The organism is Erythrobacter sp. 3-20A1M (genome assembly GCF_018636735.1).
Classification (GTDB): Bacteria; Pseudomonadota; Alphaproteobacteria; order Sphingomonadales; family Sphingomonadaceae; genus Alteriqipengyuania.
Genome location: NZ_CP045200.1, coordinates 849,412 through 866,233, shown reverse-complemented (window position 1 = coordinate 866,233; position 16,822 = coordinate 849,412). Strand labels below are relative to the sequence as shown.

The 16,822-nt window shown below is 66.5% G+C and carries 17 protein-coding genes; 8 read left to right on the top strand and 9 right to left on the bottom strand.

All coding sequences use genetic code 11. From position 1 onward, the window contains the following. Positions 1-31: 31 nt before the first annotated feature. The 3 genes from F7D01_RS04205 to F7D01_RS04195 are packed head-to-tail and all read right to left on the bottom strand — an operon-like array spanning position 32 to position 2,788. Entirely contained in the window at positions 32-445 is a 414-nt protein-coding gene (locus F7D01_RS04205) for an HPr kinase/phosphorylase (RefSeq protein WP_215228980.1), read from the bottom strand. Then, positions 442-2,031 carry a stimulus-sensing domain-containing protein gene (locus F7D01_RS04200; RefSeq protein ID WP_215228979.1) on the bottom strand — a complete coding sequence of 530 codons (1,590 nt, stop codon included), beginning with the start codon at positions 2,029-2,031 and terminating at the stop codon, positions 442-444. The genes F7D01_RS04205 and F7D01_RS04200 overlap by 4 nt, the downstream gene beginning before the upstream one ends. Then, on the bottom strand, positions 2,024-2,788 hold the full coding sequence (locus F7D01_RS04195) for a response regulator transcription factor (protein WP_215228978.1): 765 nt from the start codon (positions 2,786-2,788) through the stop codon (positions 2,024-2,026). The genes F7D01_RS04200 and F7D01_RS04195 overlap by 8 nt, the downstream gene beginning before the upstream one ends. Before the next feature lie 238 nt (positions 2,789-3,026). On the opposite strand from F7D01_RS04195, the gene F7D01_RS04190 reads away from it, so the two are divergent. The 3 genes from F7D01_RS04190 (at position 3,027) to F7D01_RS04180 (ending at position 6,017) form a co-directional block, all read left to right on the top strand. Beyond that, the gene (locus F7D01_RS04190) at positions 3,027-4,631 is read left to right on the top strand and encodes a phosphoenolpyruvate carboxykinase (protein WP_371819707.1); all 1,605 of its coding nucleotides are present in this window, start codon (positions 3,027-3,029) and stop codon (positions 4,629-4,631) included. A gap of 123 nt (positions 4,632-4,754) precedes the next feature. Then, positions 4,755-5,075 (top strand): hypothetical protein, encoded by a 321-nt coding sequence (locus F7D01_RS04185; RefSeq protein ID WP_215228976.1) that lies wholly within the window; start codon positions 4,755-4,757, stop codon positions 5,073-5,075. 87 nt (positions 5,076-5,162) lie between these two features. Next, positions 5,163-6,017 (top strand): glutaminyl-peptide cyclotransferase, encoded by an 855-nt coding sequence (locus F7D01_RS04180; protein ID WP_215228975.1) that lies wholly within the window; start codon positions 5,163-5,165, stop codon positions 6,015-6,017. A gap of 14 nt (positions 6,018-6,031) precedes the next feature. Here the strand turns inward: F7D01_RS04180 and F7D01_RS04175 are convergent, their stop codons facing one another. From F7D01_RS04175 to F7D01_RS04165, 3 genes are read right to left on the bottom strand one after another with little or no spacing between them, the layout of a single operon-like run. Continuing rightward, positions 6,032-7,585 (bottom strand): hypothetical protein, encoded by a 1,554-nt coding sequence (locus F7D01_RS04175; protein ID WP_215228974.1) that lies wholly within the window; start codon positions 7,583-7,585, stop codon positions 6,032-6,034. 21 nt (positions 7,586-7,606) lie between these two features. Next, positions 7,607-9,457: a DUF885 family protein gene (locus tag F7D01_RS04170; protein ID WP_215228973.1), complete on the bottom strand. Its 1,851-nt coding sequence runs from the start codon at positions 9,455-9,457 to the stop codon at positions 7,607-7,609. Positions 9,458-9,493: 36 nt separating this feature from the next. Next, the gene (locus tag F7D01_RS04165) at positions 9,494-9,832 is read right to left on the bottom strand and encodes a DUF3597 family protein (RefSeq protein WP_215228972.1); all 339 of its coding nucleotides are present in this window, start codon (positions 9,830-9,832) and stop codon (positions 9,494-9,496) included. 106 nt (positions 9,833-9,938) lie between these two features. On the opposite strand from F7D01_RS04165, the gene F7D01_RS04160 reads away from it, so the two are divergent. Beyond that, positions 9,939-10,148 (top strand): hypothetical protein, encoded by a 210-nt coding sequence (locus F7D01_RS04160; RefSeq protein WP_215228971.1) that lies wholly within the window; start codon positions 9,939-9,941, stop codon positions 10,146-10,148. On the opposite strand, the gene F7D01_RS04155 is transcribed toward F7D01_RS04160, so the two are convergent. Beyond that, positions 10,145-10,840 (bottom strand): TonB family protein, encoded by a 696-nt coding sequence (locus F7D01_RS04155; protein ID WP_215228970.1) that lies wholly within the window; start codon positions 10,838-10,840, stop codon positions 10,145-10,147. The genes F7D01_RS04160 and F7D01_RS04155 overlap by 4 nt on opposite strands. 151 nt (positions 10,841-10,991) lie before the next feature. After that, positions 10,992-11,648 carry an alpha/beta hydrolase gene (locus tag F7D01_RS04150; protein ID WP_215228969.1) on the bottom strand — a complete coding sequence of 219 codons (657 nt, stop codon included), beginning with the start codon at positions 11,646-11,648 and terminating at the stop codon, positions 10,992-10,994. 172 nt (positions 11,649-11,820) lie between these two features. On the opposite strand from F7D01_RS04150, the gene F7D01_RS04145 reads away from it, so the two are divergent. The 4 genes from F7D01_RS04145 to F7D01_RS04130 all read left to right on the top strand — a co-directional run bounded on the left by F7D01_RS04145 (position 11,821) and on the right by F7D01_RS04130 (position 16,071). Further along, a complete protein-coding gene (locus F7D01_RS04145; protein ID WP_251567052.1) occupies positions 11,821-12,810 on the top strand; it encodes an aminotransferase class V-fold PLP-dependent enzyme in 990 nt (329 codons plus the stop codon). A 135-nt stretch (positions 12,811-12,945) separates the two neighbouring features. Continuing rightward, complete coding sequence (locus tag F7D01_RS04140) at positions 12,946-14,037, top strand: cysteine desulfurase family protein (RefSeq protein WP_215228968.1); 1,092 nt, start codon at positions 12,946-12,948, stop codon at positions 14,035-14,037. Then, entirely contained in the window at positions 14,034-14,363 is a 330-nt protein-coding gene (locus F7D01_RS04135; RefSeq protein WP_215228967.1) for a 2Fe-2S iron-sulfur cluster-binding protein, read from the top strand. Before F7D01_RS04140 ends, F7D01_RS04135 begins: the two co-directional genes overlap by 4 nt. Positions 14,364-14,619: 256 nt before the next feature. Further along, the gene (locus F7D01_RS04130; RefSeq protein WP_215228966.1) at positions 14,620-16,071 is read left to right on the top strand and encodes a DEAD/DEAH box helicase; all 1,452 of its coding nucleotides are present in this window, start codon (positions 14,620-14,622) and stop codon (positions 16,069-16,071) included. 132 nt (positions 16,072-16,203) lie between these two features. Here F7D01_RS04130 and F7D01_RS04125 read toward each other — a convergent pair whose 3' ends face one another. After that, the gene (locus F7D01_RS04125) at positions 16,204-16,746 is read right to left on the bottom strand and encodes a type 1 glutamine amidotransferase domain-containing protein (RefSeq protein WP_215228965.1); all 543 of its coding nucleotides are present in this window, start codon (positions 16,744-16,746) and stop codon (positions 16,204-16,206) included. Positions 16,747-16,822: the final 76 nt, after the last annotated feature.

Below are 16,822 nucleotides of genomic sequence, written 5' to 3'. Positions count from 1 at the left end.
CATCGCCGATTTGCCGGTGGGTGGGAAGGGCTCACGCAAGACCGTAACGCCGCAGGGCGATTTCGGCGCGGATCGCCGCTGCTGGAATGCCCGGATCGAAGGCGAGCGCGGGTATCGCCGCCCCGGCCAGTTCCTCCCTGTCCGCCGCCTCGACATAGCGCGGAGCCTCTCCGGTCAGTCGCAGCAGCAGGGCGACGGTGGCGGGGGACGCGGGCAGGGTATGGATCCCGACATTGCGCACCTCTATCAGCCCGACCGTAGCGGCGACCGGATGCGCGATCAGGCGCGTGCCCTCGCGCGCCAGTTCCACCCCGTCGTCACCGACCAGCGTTGCCCCGCGGTCGATCAGTTTCAGCGCCAGCGTGCTCTTGCCGCTGCCCGGCGGCCCCGCGATCAGCAGACCGCGTCCGCCAACCGCCACGCAGCTCGCCTGGAATCGCGTCACGGCTCGTTCTCGTCGGAGCGGGCGGCGGGCAGGCGCACGACCAGGCACGCCCCGTATCCGCCATCGGCGCGGTCCTCCACGCTCAGCGTCCCGCCATGCGCTTCCACGATGGTGCGCGCGATGGCGAGGCCAAGGCCGCTGTGATTGCCGAAATCCTCCGCCTCCGGCCGGTCCGAATGAAACCGTTCGAAAACCTTGGCCCGTGCGTCTTCCGGGATGCCCGGCCCCCGGTCGCAGATCACGAGGTCGGCGGTCCTCCCGCTCGCGCGCACGGTCAGCTCGACCGGCGCACCGGGGGGGGAGAAGGACACTGCGTTGTCGATCAAATTGTCGATCACCCGCTCCAGCCGCAGCGGCACGCCCATGACCGCCACAGTGCGTTCCGGCCGTTCGATCGTAATCTCGTGACCGCGATTGAGACCCCGTCCTTCGCGCGAGACGGCGATATTGGCCGCCAGCGAAGCGAGGTCGATCGGCTCGAAGGTGGCGCGCGACAGCTCAGCATCGATGCGGCTGGCCTCGGAAATCTCGGTGACCAGTCGATCGATCCGGCGCACGTCGTGCGTCGCGATCTCCAGCAATTGGGCGCGCAGGTCCGGATCGTTCACGGTGCCGAGCGATTCGACCGCGCTGCGCAGGGACGCGAGCGGGTTCTTGATCTCGTGCGCGACATCGGCGGCAAAATGTTCGACCGCATCGATCCGCTGGCGCAGCGCATGCGTCATGTCGGAAACTGCGCGCGCCAGAACGCCGATCTCGTCCGGCCGGTCGGGCAGGCGCGGGACCTCCACCTCGCGTTCGCGCCCCAGCCGGACGCGCTGCGCCGCCTTGGCGAGCGTCTGCAGCGGCTGGACGATGGTGCGGGCCATGAACAGCGACAGCATAATGGAGGCGAACAGCGCCAAGAGCACGCCGAAGCCCAGCGTACTGCGCGCGGCGCGCACCGCCTCGGTAATGTCCACCGCGTTGCGGGTGGTGAGCAGCGTCGCGCCCTGCAGGCCCACCGGCGCGGCGGCGGTGATGACCGGGGTGCGGTCGCGTGCCTGGCGCAGCTCGATCTGGGAAAGCCGCTGTTCGCGCGCGCGAACCAGTTCTGGCCACGCATCGGCGGTTTGCGCCTCCGGCTCGATATAGCGCGGCACGGGTTGTGCGCTGACGAGCGTGTCGACCACCTGGTCGAGCAGCCGTGCGAAGCGCAGGGAGAACGGATCGTCGTCCGGATTGTCGAGTGTGAAGCCGGGCTCGTCCAGCTTGAAGCTGTCGGCGATCAGCCGCCCCTTCGGGTCGAACAGGCGCAGGCGCATCTTCTGTTCCTTGCCGATCTGGATCAGCAGCGCGTCCTGCCGCTCGCGGCTCGCACCCGCCAGCGCCTCGGCGGTGATCTGCGCCTCGATCCGGGCGAGCTTGTAACGCTCGTCGAGCAGCTGCGCACGGTAGGAATCGAGGTAGAAGATGCCGCCGCCCAGCAAGGCCAGCGGCAGGATGTTCACCGCCAGAATGCGAGCGGTGAGGGAAAGCCGTTCCAGCGGGCGGATGCGGGCGAGCGGCCGGACCAGCCGGTCCCGAACCGTCGGCGCGTCAGCCATCGGAGAAGCTGTACCCCGCGCCGTAGAGCGTCTCGATCGCGGAAAACTCGCGGTCGATCTGGCGGAACTTGCGCCGGATGCGCTTGATATGGCTGTCGACCGTGCGATCGTCGACGAAGATGTCGTCGGGATAGGCCGCGTCCATCAGCTGGTTGCGGCTCTTGATGATGCCGGGGCGCAGCGCCAGCGCCTCCAGCAGCAGGAACTCGGTCACGGTCAGCGCCACCGGGCGGTCCTCCCATGCGACCTTGTGGCGCGCGGGATCCATGGTCAGCCGTCCGCGTGAGAACGGTTCGCGCGGCGGACCCGCTTCCTCGCCCTCGACGCCATCCTCCTCCAGCCCGCTGCGGCGCAGGATCGCGCGGATACGGGCGAGCAGCAGGCGCAGGCTGAACGGCTTGGCGATATAGTCGTCCGCGCCCATTTCGAACCCGGCCTCCTCGTCGCGCTCGTCGTCCTTGCTGGTCAGGAAGATCACCGGCAGATCGGATTCGGCGCGCAGGCGGCGCAGCAGCTCCATCCCGTCCATGCGCGGCATCTTGATGTCGAACACGGCGAGGTCGGGCGGGCTCTCCAGCAATGCCTTGAGCGCGCCTTCGCCGTCGGAATAGACCCGCGTGGCGAAACCTTCCGCCTGCAGCGCGATCGAAACGGTGGTCAGGATGTTGCGATCGTCGTCGACCAGCGCGATCTCGCGCCGCCCCCTGCGCGGGGCGGGCGGTTCGCCCGTGTCGCTCGTCCGCACCTCGCTCGTCATGATCGCCTTTCCGCACCTTTGCTCGCGATCCGGCGTAAACGGAAGTGCAGGCCGACACAATGCGAGAGCGCGGCACAAACCCGCGCCGCAGGGCATCTTTTCGTCGCGCTTCGTGCACAAGCCGTTTGACGGGATCGCCAGCCCGCACTATGCGGTCGCGCATACCTATGCATAACCACGCCGGAGGCCCGCTGCGATTCGTTCGATGCAGCGTCCCGGAGGAGATTTCGTTCACGTGATCAATGGCTTGTCGCACTCGCTCGCCGACCAGGGCATTCGGACAAATGCGGATGTCCGCGCCAATCTCGGCACAGACGAACTGGTCGAGCGTGCGGTGGCCGACAATGAAGGTCGCCTGTCGAAGCACGGCGCGCTGGTGGTCGAAACCGGGGAGCACACCGGGCGCAGCGCGAACGACAAGTTCATCGTGCGCGACGGCGAGACCGAGGACACGGTATGGTGGGGCAAGGTCAACAAGCCGATGGCCCCGGAACACTTCGCCGCGCTGAAGGAGGATTTCCTCGCCGCCCTCGCGGACAAAGATCAGCTCTACGTCGCCGACCTGTTCGGCGGTTCCCAGCCGGAACACCGTGTTAAGGTACGGGTGGTGAACGAACTCGCCTGGCACAACCTGTTCATCCGCACCCTGCTGTGTCGGCCGACGGCGGAAGAGCTGGAAGGCTTCGCACCCGAATACACCATCATCGATCTGCCGAGCTTCCGGGCCGATCCCGAACGGCACGGGACTCGCAGCGAGACCGTGATCGCCGTGAACCTGTCGGAGAAGCTGATCCTGATCGGCGGGACGCGCTATGCCGGCGAGATGAAGAAGAGCGTTTTCGGCATCCTCAACTACCTGCTGCCGCCCAAGGGCGTGATGCCCATGCATTGCAGCGCCAATATCGGCCCTGACGGCAAGACGGCGGTTTTCTTCGGCCTGTCGGGCACCGGCAAGACCACGCTGTCCGCCGATGCCAGCCGCACGCTGATCGGCGACGACGAACATGGCTGGTCCGACACCGCGGTCTTCAATTTCGAAGGCGGCTGCTACGCCAAGATGATCCGCCTCGATCCCGCGGCGGAGCCGGAAATCTTCGCCACCACCAAGATGCCGGGCACGGTGCTGGAAAACGTGGTGATGGACGCAGACGGCGAGCTCGATCTCGACGACAACTCCTTGGCGGAGAACACGCGCGGTGCCTATCCGCTCGAGTTCATTCCCAATACCAGCGCGGACAATATGGGGCCCGTGCCGAGCAATGTGGTGATGCTGACCGCCGATGCCTTCGGCGTGCTGCCCCCGATCGCGCGGCTGACCCCCGATCAGGCGATGTATCACTTCCTGTCGGGCTACACCGCGAAGGTCGCCGGGACGGAAATCGGCGTGACCGAGCCCGAGGCGACTTTCTCCACCTGCTTCGGCGCGCCCTTCATGCCGCGCCATCCCAGCGTCTACGGCAATCTGCTGAAGGAGCGGATCGCGAGGGGCGAAGTGCAGTGCTGGCTGCTCAATACCGGCTGGACCGGGGGCAAATACGGCACCGGCAACCGCATGCCGATCAAGGCCACGCGCGCGCTTCTGAATGCTGCGCTCGACGGCGATCTGGACGATGTCGAATATCGCAAGGACCCGAATTTCGGGTTCGATGTGCCGGTTTCCGTTCCTGCGCTGGCGGATAAGGGGAACGATCAGACCATCCTCGCTCCGCGCAGTACCTGGGCCGATGCCGAGGAATATGATCGCACCGCACAAAAGCTGGTGCAGCTGTTCGTGGATAATTTTGCCGAGTTCGAAGCGCATGTCGACGAGGGTGTGCGCAACGCCGCCCCGCAGGCGGCCTGACCCGCTTCGCCACCCGGCCACGAGTTGGAGAGGAGAGCCCCCGCCCGGGAAACCGGAGCGGGGGCCAATCGTATCTGGAGGGATGGACGGCCCGTCGCCGTCCGACCACAGGAGAACGAGACGATGGGCCTTTTCGATCAGGTCATGGGCGCAGCCCGCAATCACCCCACGGTCAAGAACATGGCCGACAAACTCGGCATCGAACCCGAAACCGCCGAGAAGGCGATCGCCGCCCTTGCCGAGGCGCATCACCAGGATGGTGACACCATCCGGACGGCGGCGGACAAGACCGGCATCGACGCCGATATCCTCAGCCAGATTCGCGATCAGATCGGCGGCGAAGGCTCGCTGGCCAAGTTCGCCTCCATGCTCGACCAGGACAACGACGGTAATCCCTTCGACGACGTGGCGAACTTCGCCAGCGGCCTGTTCGGGAAGAAATGACCCGCGCAAGGTGAATGCCCGGCCCGCGCGCACTGCGTGCGGGCCTTTCATGCTGCGCTCATCTCGCGCGCGTGATATTGCGCGCCCATGACCCGCTTCGCCGCGCCGCTTTCGCTCCTATTCGCACTCGCCGCCGCGGCGGCGTGCACCGCCCAGCAACCGAGCCAAGCTGCCGCGCAAGAGGCTGCTGCTACCGAGATGCCCGCCCCGGTGGCGACGCTCGATCGTCCACAGGTGCTGGAAGCGCAGGTGGTCGCGACCTATCCGCACGATCCGAACGCGTTCACGCAAGGGCTGCTGTGGCATGACGGCGCGCTTTACGAAAGCACGGGCCAGATCGGCGAATCGAACATCCGCAAGGTCGACCTGACAAGCGGCAAAGTGCTGGCCGAAAAGCCGATCCCCTCGGGCGAATTCGGCGAAGGGATGGCGCTGGTGGGCAAGGAGCTCGTCAGCCTGACGTGGAAGGACGGCATCATCCATCGCTGGAAGATGGACGGGCTGAAACCGGTCCGCTCGCAGGAAGGCTATCCGTATGAAGGCTGGGGCCTCACCACGCTGGGCGACGAGCTGATCGCTTCCGATGGAAGCGCGAACCTGCATGTGCTCGATCCGAACACCTATGCGTGGAAGCGCGACATCGCCGTCACACTCAACGGACGCCCGCTGCGCCAATTGAACGAGCTGGAGACGGTGGACGGCATGATCCTGGCCAATGTCTGGATGAGCCCCTTCATCGTCGCGATCGATCCCGACACGGGCAAGGTGCGTCAGCTGTACGATCTGCGTGGGATCGTGCAGCAGGTCGCGGCGAGCGACCCGAACGCCGTGCTCAACGGCATCGCATGGGACCCGACAGGCAAGCGCCTGTTCGTGACGGGCAAGCGCTGGCCCAGTCTGTTCGAGATAACCCTCGTGCCCAGCGATCAAATGGTTCAGTAGGCCGATCGCCGAACCTAGCTCTCCGGACCATCGCCCTCCGGCGGGGAAACCAATGTCGGCAGATCGGCAGGACCGACCGGCGTTCCTTCCTCGAACCCGGCAAGCGCCTCATGCAATTGCCTGGCCTTTTCCGCCAGTCCCCCGCCATGCGGGTTGGAAGCGACCGAGAGCAGGTTCGCCTGCGCGAGCGCGATCTTGCCTTCGCCCGCCTGCATGAGAGCGGTCTGGAAGGTAAGGCCAAGGTCGAACGGTGCGAGCTGCGATGCCCATTCCAGCGCGCCTCGGGCCAGTTCCGGGACCTCGCCGCCGCGCATCTGCGCAATGCGATAGAAATAGATCAACGGCAGGGGATGGTCGTTCTCCAGCTGGTTGAGCGCGGTCCACGGTTTGAGCGCGGCGGCCCAGTCCGCATCCGCGCCCGCTTCGCTCGCCTCGGCGAACAGGGCATATCCCTTCTGGACGTAGGGATTGGTCAGCGTGGGATCGAGTGCGATCGCCCGGTCCGCAGCAGCGATCGCCGCATCGGGGTTGCCCGCGTCGTATTCCGCCTCCGCCAGCTCCGCCAGGACGCCGGGATCGTCCGGGTATTTCGCCGCGATCCTGCGAGCGTCCTCGACGATGGCGAGCGCCTGTTCGCGATTGACGCCGCGCTGCGAGCGCATCTGAACCTCGATCATCTCGTCCATCCCCTCGCTCAGTTCGCTGACCGTCACGGGCCGGATTTTCAGCCACTCCGCCGGGAGGGAGATCTGCATCATCTTGGACGAACCGAGATAGTCATCGAGTTCGTCCTCCAGCTGGTCGAGGTCGCCGAAGCCCGCGCGCGCCGCTTCGAGCGGTGCCTTGCCATCGAGGAGCGCGGTCAGATAAGCGGCGAACTGGCCGCGCCGCTCTTCGTTGAAGGTCAGGTAGTGATAGAGCAGCCAGCTGCGACCGTAGAACGCGTCGTAGCCCTTCTTGCGCTTCTTCTCGTAGAGTTCGGGATCGAACAGTTCCTCGATCGACACTTCCCGCGCCCGATAGAGCTCGGGGCCGCGATGCTGTGCAGGCTTGCCGATATTCACGCTGCCGTCGCGGGGGAAGTCCGCCGAGGCGTAGAACTCCGCCGCGCCTTCGTTCATCCAGCGCGGCAGGGCGAAACGCGAACTGCTCATCAGGAAGTGGTGGGCGTATTCGTGCAGCAGGATGATTACGGAAAAATCGGGGTCGCGCCCCATTGACCGTATCTTCTGCACGAACGCGCGAGAGCCGCCCGCGCGCGGAATGTAGAAGCCGCCGACATATTTCGAATCGCCTCCGGCCAGTTTCTGCACATCGCGCTCGCTGCCGACCACGTAGATCGTGACCCGGTTGGACGGGCTCGGCGCGGCTTGATCGCTCTTGGTAAGGTATGCCATCGCCGCGTGATAACGCTCCAGCGTCTCGCCGAACTGTTGCAGATCGCGCTCGCTGTCGTCGGCGTAGATGACGAAATGCTCGCTCGACGCCTTGCGCCAGTGCGCCTGCGCGCCGGCGGGTATCGCGGCGAGCAGCGCCGCCAGAACCAGCTTCCTGAAAAACATCTGCATCCCCCCGGTTGCCTCAGCCTATTATGCGCGCGCCCTCTCGATATAGCGACCCACATTCTTCGCCATCACGTCGAGCGGGGAATTGCCGCCCAGCACGACCGCATCGTCGAACGCTTTCAGATCGTAGGCCGCGCCCAGCGCATCCTTCGCCCGCATGCGCTGACGCACGATCTCGCTATGGCCGACCTTGTAGCCGCAGGCCTGACCGGGCCAGCTGCAATAGCGGTCGACCTCGCTTTCGACCTCCTCGCGCTTCGAACCGTTGCGCTGCACGAAGAAATCGACCGCCTGCGCGCGGCTCCACCGCTTGTGATGGAGCCCGGTGTCGACGACCATACGGCAGGCGCGAAAGGCCAGGCTCTGGAGATAGCCCAGCCGCCCGACCTTGAAATCGTCGTACGCACCCAGCTCGTCGGCCAGCTGCTCGCCATAGAGCGCCCACCCTTCGGAGAAGGCGTTGAAGGCGAGGACCGAGCGGATCAGCGGTAGCCGGTTCGAGAATTCGCCTTCCCACACATGGCCGGGGATCGTCTCGTGATAGACCAGGTCGGCGAGGTCGTATTTGCGGTGCAGGTCGGTGGTGCGAAGGTTGATCCACATCCGCCCCGGAATGCTGCCGTCCTTGCTGCCCGCGCCGCCATAGGCGCCCGGCGCGCCCGGTTCCTCCGCCAGCGGCAGACGCCTTACCACCAGCCGCGGATCGACCAGCGTGTCGAAAGCGCGCGGCATCTGCGCGGTGATCCAGTCGATCCGGTCGTGGATGAAATCCAGGATCTGCTTGCGCCCGGGATCGCCGGGAGCGAACTTGTAGCGCGGGTCCTGGCTCAACGCCTGCATCCGCTGCCCGACCGAGCCCTTGGTATAGCCGATTTCCTGCAGGATCGGCTCCATGCGTGCGTGCAGCGCGGCCAGCTCTTCCAGCCCGCGCTCGTGCACCTCGTCGGGCGTCAGGGGAGTGGTGGTGCTGGCGCGCAGGCCCCAGCGATACCATTCCTCGCCGCGCGGGCGCGCCCACATGCCGGGGTCTGACGTGGCGATGGCGGCCTGCGCGCGCAGCTCCTCCAGCTGGGCGGCCAGCCCGGCGGCGATCGGCCCGGTCACCGCGCGCTCCGCCGCGTCGACCTGCGCGGTGGGAAGCCCGGCCTTGGCAAGGCGCTCCTTCAGCGCCGCGACGAACAGCGTCCCGCCGCGCGCGTCGGCGAGCGTGCTTTCCATCTGCCCGATCGCCTTCTTCAACAGGAAGTCGGGAGGCACCACGCCCATCGCGCGGGCGGACTGGATACGGCCCAACTCGCCCGCCAGCACGCCGGGAATGGCATTCAGCCGCGACATGTAGAAATCGACGTCCTGCGCGCTCGACAGCGGCTGGTCGGTATCGAGGAAGCGCGGCAGGTCGAGATAGCTGCCGACGTTCTGGATCACGACATAGGGTGCGTTGCGCCAGCTGCCGACGGCAACATCGCCATAGGGCAGGGCGAACCCGTCGATCGCGGTGCGGAAGGCGCTGCGCACCACCTCGAAACTGGTCAGCTGGTCGGCATTCAGCGACCCTTCCGGATAGCCGTCCATCTGGTCGACGACCCAGCGCAGATATTGCGCGTATTCCTGCTGCCCCTGCGCCGACTGATCCTCCAGCCGTCCGCGCAAGCCGGCGTGCTCGCCCGTGTCGACGCCCGCCGAGGTGGCGCGCTCGGGCTCGTGCTCGAACATGCCGTACGCGATTTGATCGAGCCTTTCGTCGGGGGCCGTGGCGACCGGGCGGGTGGAAGGGGCCGCCCGGGTGGCGGCGCATCCGGTCAGGGCGAGGGCGGACGTCGCGCCGACCCCGTGGAGGATCTGGCGACGCGAGATGTCGAAGGTTTTGTAGCTCATTCCAGCGGTTTGGCCCGGCCCCCGGAAGCTGTCAAATCACTCCGTGAATTCGGGCGGGACCCGCGCGCCGTTATGTTCGATCCCGCGCATCAGCCGCGCGTGCAGCCAGGCATCGTCTTCCGGTGTGCCGGTCCACTCGGTCGCACCCAGCTCTCGCGCCAACGCGGCGCGGCTTTCGGGATCGTGCTCCACGCCCAGCAATTCGAGCAGGTCGCTGACCGAGGTGCGCCAGTTCAGGTGATCGGCCCCCGGCATTGAATCGAAATGGTTTTCCAGATCGATCAGCTGCGGGTCCTCCACCGGCGGGGCCGAAGGGGGCGCGGTCGTGTGGTCGTCGCCGAAGATCGCCCGGGTGATGGCGGTGAAAGTACTCATGGTCTCGCTCCTGTCATGGCGCGCGCACGACGCGCCGCTTGCCGACAGAAGCGCTCGGTATGGCTTTCGGGTTCCTTGGCGGGCCCACGCGGGCTATGCGCGGGCAATGCTGTCCGCCGTTCTCTCGCTCCTCGTCCTCGCGACCATCGCCCTGACCCTGGGCGCAGTCGTCCTGTGGCGGCGCGGGGTGCGCAAGCAGGCGCTGCTGATGCTGGTCCTCGCCGCGATCGCGGTGGTCAATATCGCCATCTGGACCCTGCCCGGGGCGGACGGTGCCGCCCCGGTGGATCGCGTTCCGGGCCGGGAAGCACCCTAGCGCGGAATCTGCCAGCGCACCGAGCCGGTGTAGCTGCCCGCCACCTTCGCGCCGCTGCTGCCGGTCGCGGGCTTGAACTTCGCCCGTTTGCTGACCAGCGCGCAGGTCGCATCGTCCAGCGCGGCGTGGCCGGTGGAGCGGGTGATGGAACATTGCTTCACCTTCCCGTCGGTGCCGATGCTGAGGCGGAAGCTCGCCGTGCCCGCCCATTCGCGCGTGATCCACGACGTGCGGTAATCGCTCTGGGTGACCCAGCTGCCCGCGTCGTTGGCGACGCGCGCCGGGACCGGGTCGAAGCTAGGCTGGGGCGTGGGTAGCGGCGTCTCGCCTACGCCCGTGCCGCCGATGCCGCCGCTGCCCGCAGTCGGGAAACTGGTGGGCAAGGGTTGCGGGAACACATCCGTGGTGTCGACTGCCGGACCGGGCGTGAAGGTAAGGACGGGGGTCGGCGCGTATGGCTTGGGCGCGGCCGCACTGTCTTTCGGCTGGACCTGCTGCGTCGGCGTGGGATCGGGCGGTGGCGGCGGGGCGATGGGAATCTGCCCGCCGACCAGTTTCGGCTCCTCGATCTTGATGACGCCGTTCGCCGCCAACCCGTATAACAGCAGCGCGCCGAGCCCCCCGTGGACCGCGACGACGGTCACGACAGCGGTCGCGCGGCTGCGGGGATCGCCCGATTGTGCGTAAGCCATGGCAACTCTCCTCTTTGCGGCGCCGGTTCGAGCCGGCGTCTCCTAAGGAGAATGTTACATCGTTACGTCGTTTCACCAAGCGCAATCGCGTGGCAAATCGCCACTTTACGCTACGGTAAGGCGGGTCAGCGGCGTGTGCGCAGCCGCCCGATCAGGTGATCGGGCAGCTCGGATCGAGACGGAAGTCGAGGTAATTGTCGACCGAGGCCATCAGTTCGGCCTGCTCGTTTTCGAAGAAATGGTTCGCGCGCGGGATTTCCTCATGGTGCACGGTGATGTGCTTCTGCGTACGCAACTTCTCGACCAGCTTGGTCACCGCGTTGGGCTGCACGACGGTGTCCTGTGCGCCGTGGATGAAGATGCCGCTGGCCGGGCAGGGGGCGAGGAAGCTGAAATCGTACATGCTCGCCGGCGCGCCGACGCTGATCCAGCCGCGGATTTCGGGGCGGCGCATCAGCAGCTGCATGCCGATCAGCGCGCCGAAGCTGACGCCCGCGACCCAGGTCACCTGCGCTTCCTCGTGGATCGACTGAATCCAGTCGAGCGCGGCGGCGGCATCGGACAATTCGCCCACGCCATTGTCGAAGCTGCCCTGGCTGCGGCCGACGCCGCGGAAATTGAAGCGCAACGTGGCGAAGCCGCGATCGACGAAGGTCTTGTAGAGACGCTGCGTAATTTGCTCGTTCATCGTGCCGCCGCCCTGCGGGTGTGGGTGCAGGATCATCGCGACCGGCGCGCGTGGGCGCGGCGGCGGGGAGAAACGGCCTTCGAGGCGGCCTTCGGGGCCGGGAAAGATGACGGTGGGCATGGGAGAGGCACCTGACGAGATTGAGCCGGCGCGGGGTGACGCGCCGAGGGTGCGCGCTATATAGGTTTTTCTCACGATTTCGCAATTGGATTGAAGGGCGCCGCCGATCCCCGATCGCATCTATCTCGACCATGCCGCCACCACGCCGCTGCGCCCCGAGGCACGGGCGGCGATGGAGGAGGGGTTCCGGCTGTGGGCCAATCCGTCGAGCCCTCATGCGGAGGGGCGCCGCGCGCGCGCCGCGCTGGAGGACGCGCGCGAGCGGGTGAAGACGGCGCTGGGGTGGGATGGCGAGGTTATCTTTACCAGTGGTGCGAGCGAGGCGGCTTCGCTGGCGCAAGGTCATGCAGCTGCCCCGGTAACCTATATGTCCAGCGTCGAGCATGATGCGTTGATGTCCGATATGGTCGATTTCACCTTTCCGGTCGGGAAGGACGGAGCCGTGGATGCCCAGCTGCTCAGCACGTCCCTGACCGAACATCGCACCCTCGTCGCGGTGCAGCACATCAATTCGGAAACCGGCAACCGGCAGGGGCTGGCTCGGATCGGACAAACCATCCATGACAACGGTGCCCTGCTGCTGACAGATTGCGCCCAGAGCGCGGGAAAATTCGCGGTCCCGCCATCCGACATGGCCATCGTCTCGGCGCACAAGTTCGGCGGCCCTATCGGCGTCGGTGCGCTGCTAGTGAAGGATTATGCCCTGCTCCACCCCAGTGGAGGGCAGGAACGTGGCTATCGCCGGGGGACCGAGAACCTGCCCGGCGCGCTCGGAATGGTTGCGGCGCTAGAGGCGTGCGGGAGCCCCTATATCGACCCGGGAGTGCTCGAACCGCTCGACCGCCTTGCCAGCGAATGCCGCGCCGTTGGCGGTACATGGCTGTCCGATGATCTGTCCGACCCGACCCCCTACATCCGCGCCCTTGCCATGCCGAACATGTCGGCTACCGCGCAGGTCATGCGCTTCGATATGGCAGGGATCGCGGTGTCTCAGGGCTCTGCCTGCTCGAGCGGGACGATGAAGACGAGCCGGGTGCTGGAGGCGATGCAGGTCGAACCCGAGGTCGCTACCAATACGATTCGCGTCAGCTTTGGCTGGAACACCACACGCGCTGAGGTGGAACGCTTCTGTGAGGTCTGGCTTGATCTGGCAAAGGCATGATCTTCCCTATTCCCCTCTATCTCGTCGCCCCGGACTTGATCCGGGGCAAGGCTACCTTCGGGCGCAGTGCGAAAGGTAAAGCCCAGCCCCGGATCGAGTCCGGGGCGACGGTTAGGGCAGGGTGAGCACGATATTATGATCTACCTCGACTACCAGGCGACTACCCCCCTCGCGCCCGAGGCGCGCGATGCGATGCTGCGCTGGCTCGACGGGCCGGGCGGGACCGCGTTCGGCAATCCCAACAGTCCGCACCGGATGGGGCGGCAGGCGGCCGCCGCGGTGGAGTTCGCGCGCGATCAGGTCGCGGCGCTGTACCCGGCAGGCGGGCGGGTGATCTTCACCAGCGGGGCGACCGAGGCGATCAATCTCGCCATTCGCGGCACCGCGCGGCCTGAAGGCGAGCCGCAGGGTTCCATCTCCGTCTCCGCGATCGAGCATGCCGCGGTGCTCGACACCGCGCACGCGCTCGGCCGGTGCCACGAACTCAATGTGGCCAAGAACGGCCAGTGCAATACGAAGCAGGACCTGCCCGACGACACCCGGCTGGTCGCGGTGATGCAGGTCAATAACGAGATCGGCACGGTGCAGCCGACGGTCGACTGGCACCGCAAGGCGAAGGCCGCGAACGCGCTCTATCTGTGCGACGCGGTGCAAGCTTACGGCAAGGTCGAGGTGACCGGCGCCGACATGATCGCGGTCAGCGCGCACAAGATCCATGGGCCCAAGGGCATCGGCGCGCTGTGGGTGCGCGGCGGGCTGGAGCTGAACGAGGTGCAGACCGGCGGCGGGCAGGAGGCCGGCCTGCGCTCCGGCACGCTCAGCCCGGCATTGTGCGCAGGGTTCGGCGCGGCGGCGCAGGAGGCGAAGGAGCGGATGACGCGCGACGCCGAGCATGTCGAGGAGCTGTGGCAGCGCGCGCGGGCGCTCTTCGGCCAGAACTGGGCATTGAACGGCAGCGAGGAAGCGCGCTGGCACGGCAATCTCAATCTGCGGCAGAAGGGGCTCGACGTGAACCGGCTGATGAGCGATTGCCGCGACGTGATGTTTTCCGCCGGATCGGCCTGCGCCAGTGGATCGGGGCGCCCCAGCCATGTGCTGAAGGCGATCGGCCTGTCGGACAAGCAGGCGAAGAGCTCGATCCGCCTCGGCTTCGGGCGCTACACCACGATCGAGGAGATCGAGGAAGCCGCGCATCTGATCAACGCCGCGGCGGATGCCCAGCGATGAAGGTCGTCTTCACTACCGCGAACGACCGGCGGGTCGAAGCGCAGGCGGAGCCGGGCGACAACCTGCTGCGCGTCGGGCAGGCAGCGGGCCTGCCGCTGGAGGGGACGTGCGAAGGGCAGATGGCGTGCTCCACCTGCCACGTCGTCGTCGCGCGCGACTGGTTCGCTAAATTGCCCGCAGCAAGCGAGGACGAGGAAGACATGCTCGACCTCGCCCACGGCGTGCGTCCAACCAGCCGCCTGTCGTGCCAGATCGACCTGACCCCGGACCTCGACGGGCTGGAGGTGGAGATTCCGTCTGAGAGCCGGGACATGCGCGGGGTGTGAGCCGGGTAGAAGCGCCCAGGGCTCGTCTTTCGGCACCGCGGGTTTGGACTTCATGCGCTTTTCATTGACTTTCGCGCCGTTCGCGCCCATCTGCCCGTCAACTCGCGGGGACCCGATAGCGTGAAGCGGCCCTTTCCCGCACCGGCCCCGCCTCCAAACCTCTTTCAAAGCTTCCTTTCACGCGGGCGCTTCCAACCCCCGCTTCCCGCGTGAGCACTCGCTCGTGCGCGACGCATATTTTGCGAGTCATAAACACATGAAATTCGAAGATCTCGGGCTGTCGCAGCCCATCCTCCAGGCGCTCGACCTGAAGAACTACACCGCCCCAACGCCGATCCAGGAACAGGCGATTCCCACCGTGCTGGAAGGGCGCGACCTTCTCGGCATCGCGCAGACCGGCACCGGCAAGACGGCGGCGTTCATGCTGCCCTCGATCGATCGCCTGTCGGCGGGCGAGCACGGCGCGCCAGCCAAATCGTGCCGCATGCTGGTGCTCGCACCGACGCGCGAACTCGCCGGCCAGATTGCCGAAAGCGCCCGCGATTACGGCGCGCTGTCGGGCCTGACCGTGGCCAGCGTGGTCGGCGGCACCTCCGTCGGCAAGGATCGGCAGAAGCTGTCGCGCGGGGTCGATATCCTCGTCGCGACACCGGGCCGCCTGATCGACCTGATCGACCAGCGCGTGCTGACGCTGCGCGCGGTGGAAATCCTGGTCCTGGACGAGGCCGATCAGATGCTCGACCTCGGCTTCATCCATGCCCTGCGCAAGATCGTCGACCTGCTGCCCGAAGGGCGGCAGACCTTGCTGTTCTCCGCCACCATGCCCAAGCAGATCAAGGATCTCGCCGCCAAGTACCTGCGCAATCCCGCGCATGTCTCGGTCGCCCCGCAATCCACCACGGCCGAGCGGGTCGAGCAGTTCGTCACCTTCGTCAACCAGCCGGAGAAGCAGGCGTTGCTGACCCTGATGCTGCAGAAGGGTTTTGCGAGCGGCGACATGGATCTGGTGCTGGTCTTCACCCGCACCAAGCATGGCGCCGACCGCGTGGTGAAGAAGCTGGGCCAGGCCGGTATCCGTGCCAATGCCATCCACGGCAACAAGAGCCAGCCCCAGCGCGAGCGGGCGCTGGACGAGTTCCGCCGCGGCAAGGTGAAGATCATGGTCGCGACCGATATCGCCGCGCGCGGGATCGACATTCCGGGCGTCAGCCACGTGTTCAATTTCGAGCTGCCCAATGTGGCCGAGCAATATGTCCACCGCATCGGCCGCACCGCGCGCGCCGGGCGCGAGGGCATGGCGATCTCGCTGTGCGCGCCGGACGAACGCGATTACCTGCGCGACATCCAGCGCCTGACCAAGGTCACGCTGACCAAGGTTCCGCTCCCCAGTGGCTTCCGCGCCGTGGTGGAGGAAGAAGAGGAGCGCACGCGCTCCGCCCCGCAGGAGCGCGCACCGCGCGGCGGTCGTGACGGTCAACGCGGTGGCGGCAATCGTGGCCCGCGCCGCGAGGGTGGCCAAGGCGGCCAGGGACGCGGCGGCCAGCGCAACAATGCGCGTGGCGGCAAGCCCAATCCGAACCGTCGCCGCGATGGTGAAGGCGAGGGCCGGTCCGAAGGGCAGCCCCGCCGCGTCGAGGCGACCCCGCGCGGGAACAGCCAGAAGCCCAGCCCCCATGCGCGTGGGCGCACCGGCCGCCAGCCGCGCTAGACGCTACTGCGCCCGGTCGCTAGCCGCAGGCTAGATGGCCGGGTGGCGGGGGCAAAGCCGCCAAAGGCAAGAAACAAGAAACCCCGCCGCAGCGATGCGACGGGGTTTTCTCTTGTTGGCTGTTCGATCGGATTAGGCGTTCTCGGTTACCTTCTCTTTAACGCGGGCAATCAGCGCCTCGGAAAATGCCGGAATATCGTCCGGATTGCGGCTGGTGATCAGATTGCCGTCCTGCGCGCATTCGGTATCGACCACGTTCGCGCCCGCGTTTTTCAGATCGGTGCGGATCGATTTGTAGCAGGTCGCCGTCTTTCCCTCGACGATGCCCGCCTCGATCAGCATCCACGGTGCATGGCAGATAGCCGCGATCGGCTTGCCTGCCATGTCGAATTCGCGGACCAGCGCAACGGCGCGGTCGTCGACGCGCAACAGGTCGGGGTTGATCTGGCCACCGGGGATCATGAGCGCGTCGTAGCCTTCGCAGCTCTTCACTTCATCCAAGGTCTTGTCGACCTTGATCGTCTTGCCCCAGTCGTCCTGGTCCCAAGCCTTGATCTCGCCGCTCTCGATGCTGACCACCTCGGTCTCGATTCCGGCGTTCTCCAGGTTCTCCTTCGGCTTGAACAGTTCCGACTGCTCGAAGCCATTGGTGGCGAGAATGCATACCTTGCTCATGTGGGGGTACTCCTTGATTGTGTGTTCCCCCTTTGAACGCACGGGAAAAGCGCCTCGTTCCGGGCTTACAGGCGAA

What these genes read in the sequence shown, in the direction of transcription:
- F7D01_RS04200 (WP_215228979.1), bottom strand. Translation starts at nt 2,031, where the DNA reads ATGGCTGACGCGCCGACGGTTCGGGACCGGCTGGTCCGGCCGCTCGCC.
- F7D01_RS04195 (WP_215228978.1), bottom strand. Translation starts at nt 2,788, where the DNA reads ATGACGAGCGAGGTGCGGACGAGCGACACGGGCGAACCGCCCGCCCCG.
- F7D01_RS04185 (WP_215228976.1), top strand. Translation starts at nt 4,755, where the DNA reads ATGGGCCTTTTCGATCAGGTCATGGGCGCAGCCCGCAATCACCCCACG.
- F7D01_RS04180 (WP_215228975.1), top strand. Translation starts at nt 5,163, where the DNA reads ATGACCCGCTTCGCCGCGCCGCTTTCGCTCCTATTCGCACTCGCCGCC.
- F7D01_RS04175 (WP_215228974.1), bottom strand. Translation starts at nt 7,585, where the DNA reads ATGCAGATGTTTTTCAGGAAGCTGGTTCTGGCGGCGCTGCTCGCCGCG.
- F7D01_RS04170 (WP_215228973.1), bottom strand. Translation starts at nt 9,457, where the DNA reads ATGAGCTACAAAACCTTCGACATCTCGCGTCGCCAGATCCTCCACGGG.
- F7D01_RS04165 (WP_215228972.1), bottom strand. Translation starts at nt 9,832, where the DNA reads ATGAGTACTTTCACCGCCATCACCCGGGCGATCTTCGGCGACGACCAC.
- F7D01_RS04160 (WP_215228971.1), top strand. Translation starts at nt 9,939, where the DNA reads ATGCTGTCCGCCGTTCTCTCGCTCCTCGTCCTCGCGACCATCGCCCTG.
- F7D01_RS04155 (WP_215228970.1), bottom strand. Translation starts at nt 10,840, where the DNA reads ATGGCTTACGCACAATCGGGCGATCCCCGCAGCCGCGCGACCGCTGTC.
- F7D01_RS04150 (WP_215228969.1), bottom strand. Translation starts at nt 11,648, where the DNA reads ATGCCCACCGTCATCTTTCCCGGCCCCGAAGGCCGCCTCGAAGGCCGT.
- F7D01_RS04145 (WP_251567052.1), top strand. Translation starts at nt 11,821, where the DNA reads ATGGAGGAGGGGTTCCGGCTGTGGGCCAATCCGTCGAGCCCTCATGCG.
- F7D01_RS04140 (WP_215228968.1), top strand. Translation starts at nt 12,946, where the DNA reads ATGATCTACCTCGACTACCAGGCGACTACCCCCCTCGCGCCCGAGGCG.
- F7D01_RS04135 (WP_215228967.1), top strand. Translation starts at nt 14,034, where the DNA reads ATGAAGGTCGTCTTCACTACCGCGAACGACCGGCGGGTCGAAGCGCAG.
- F7D01_RS04130 (WP_215228966.1), top strand. Translation starts at nt 14,620, where the DNA reads ATGAAATTCGAAGATCTCGGGCTGTCGCAGCCCATCCTCCAGGCGCTC.
- F7D01_RS04125 (WP_215228965.1), bottom strand. Translation starts at nt 16,746, where the DNA reads ATGAGCAAGGTATGCATTCTCGCCACCAATGGCTTCGAGCAGTCGGAA.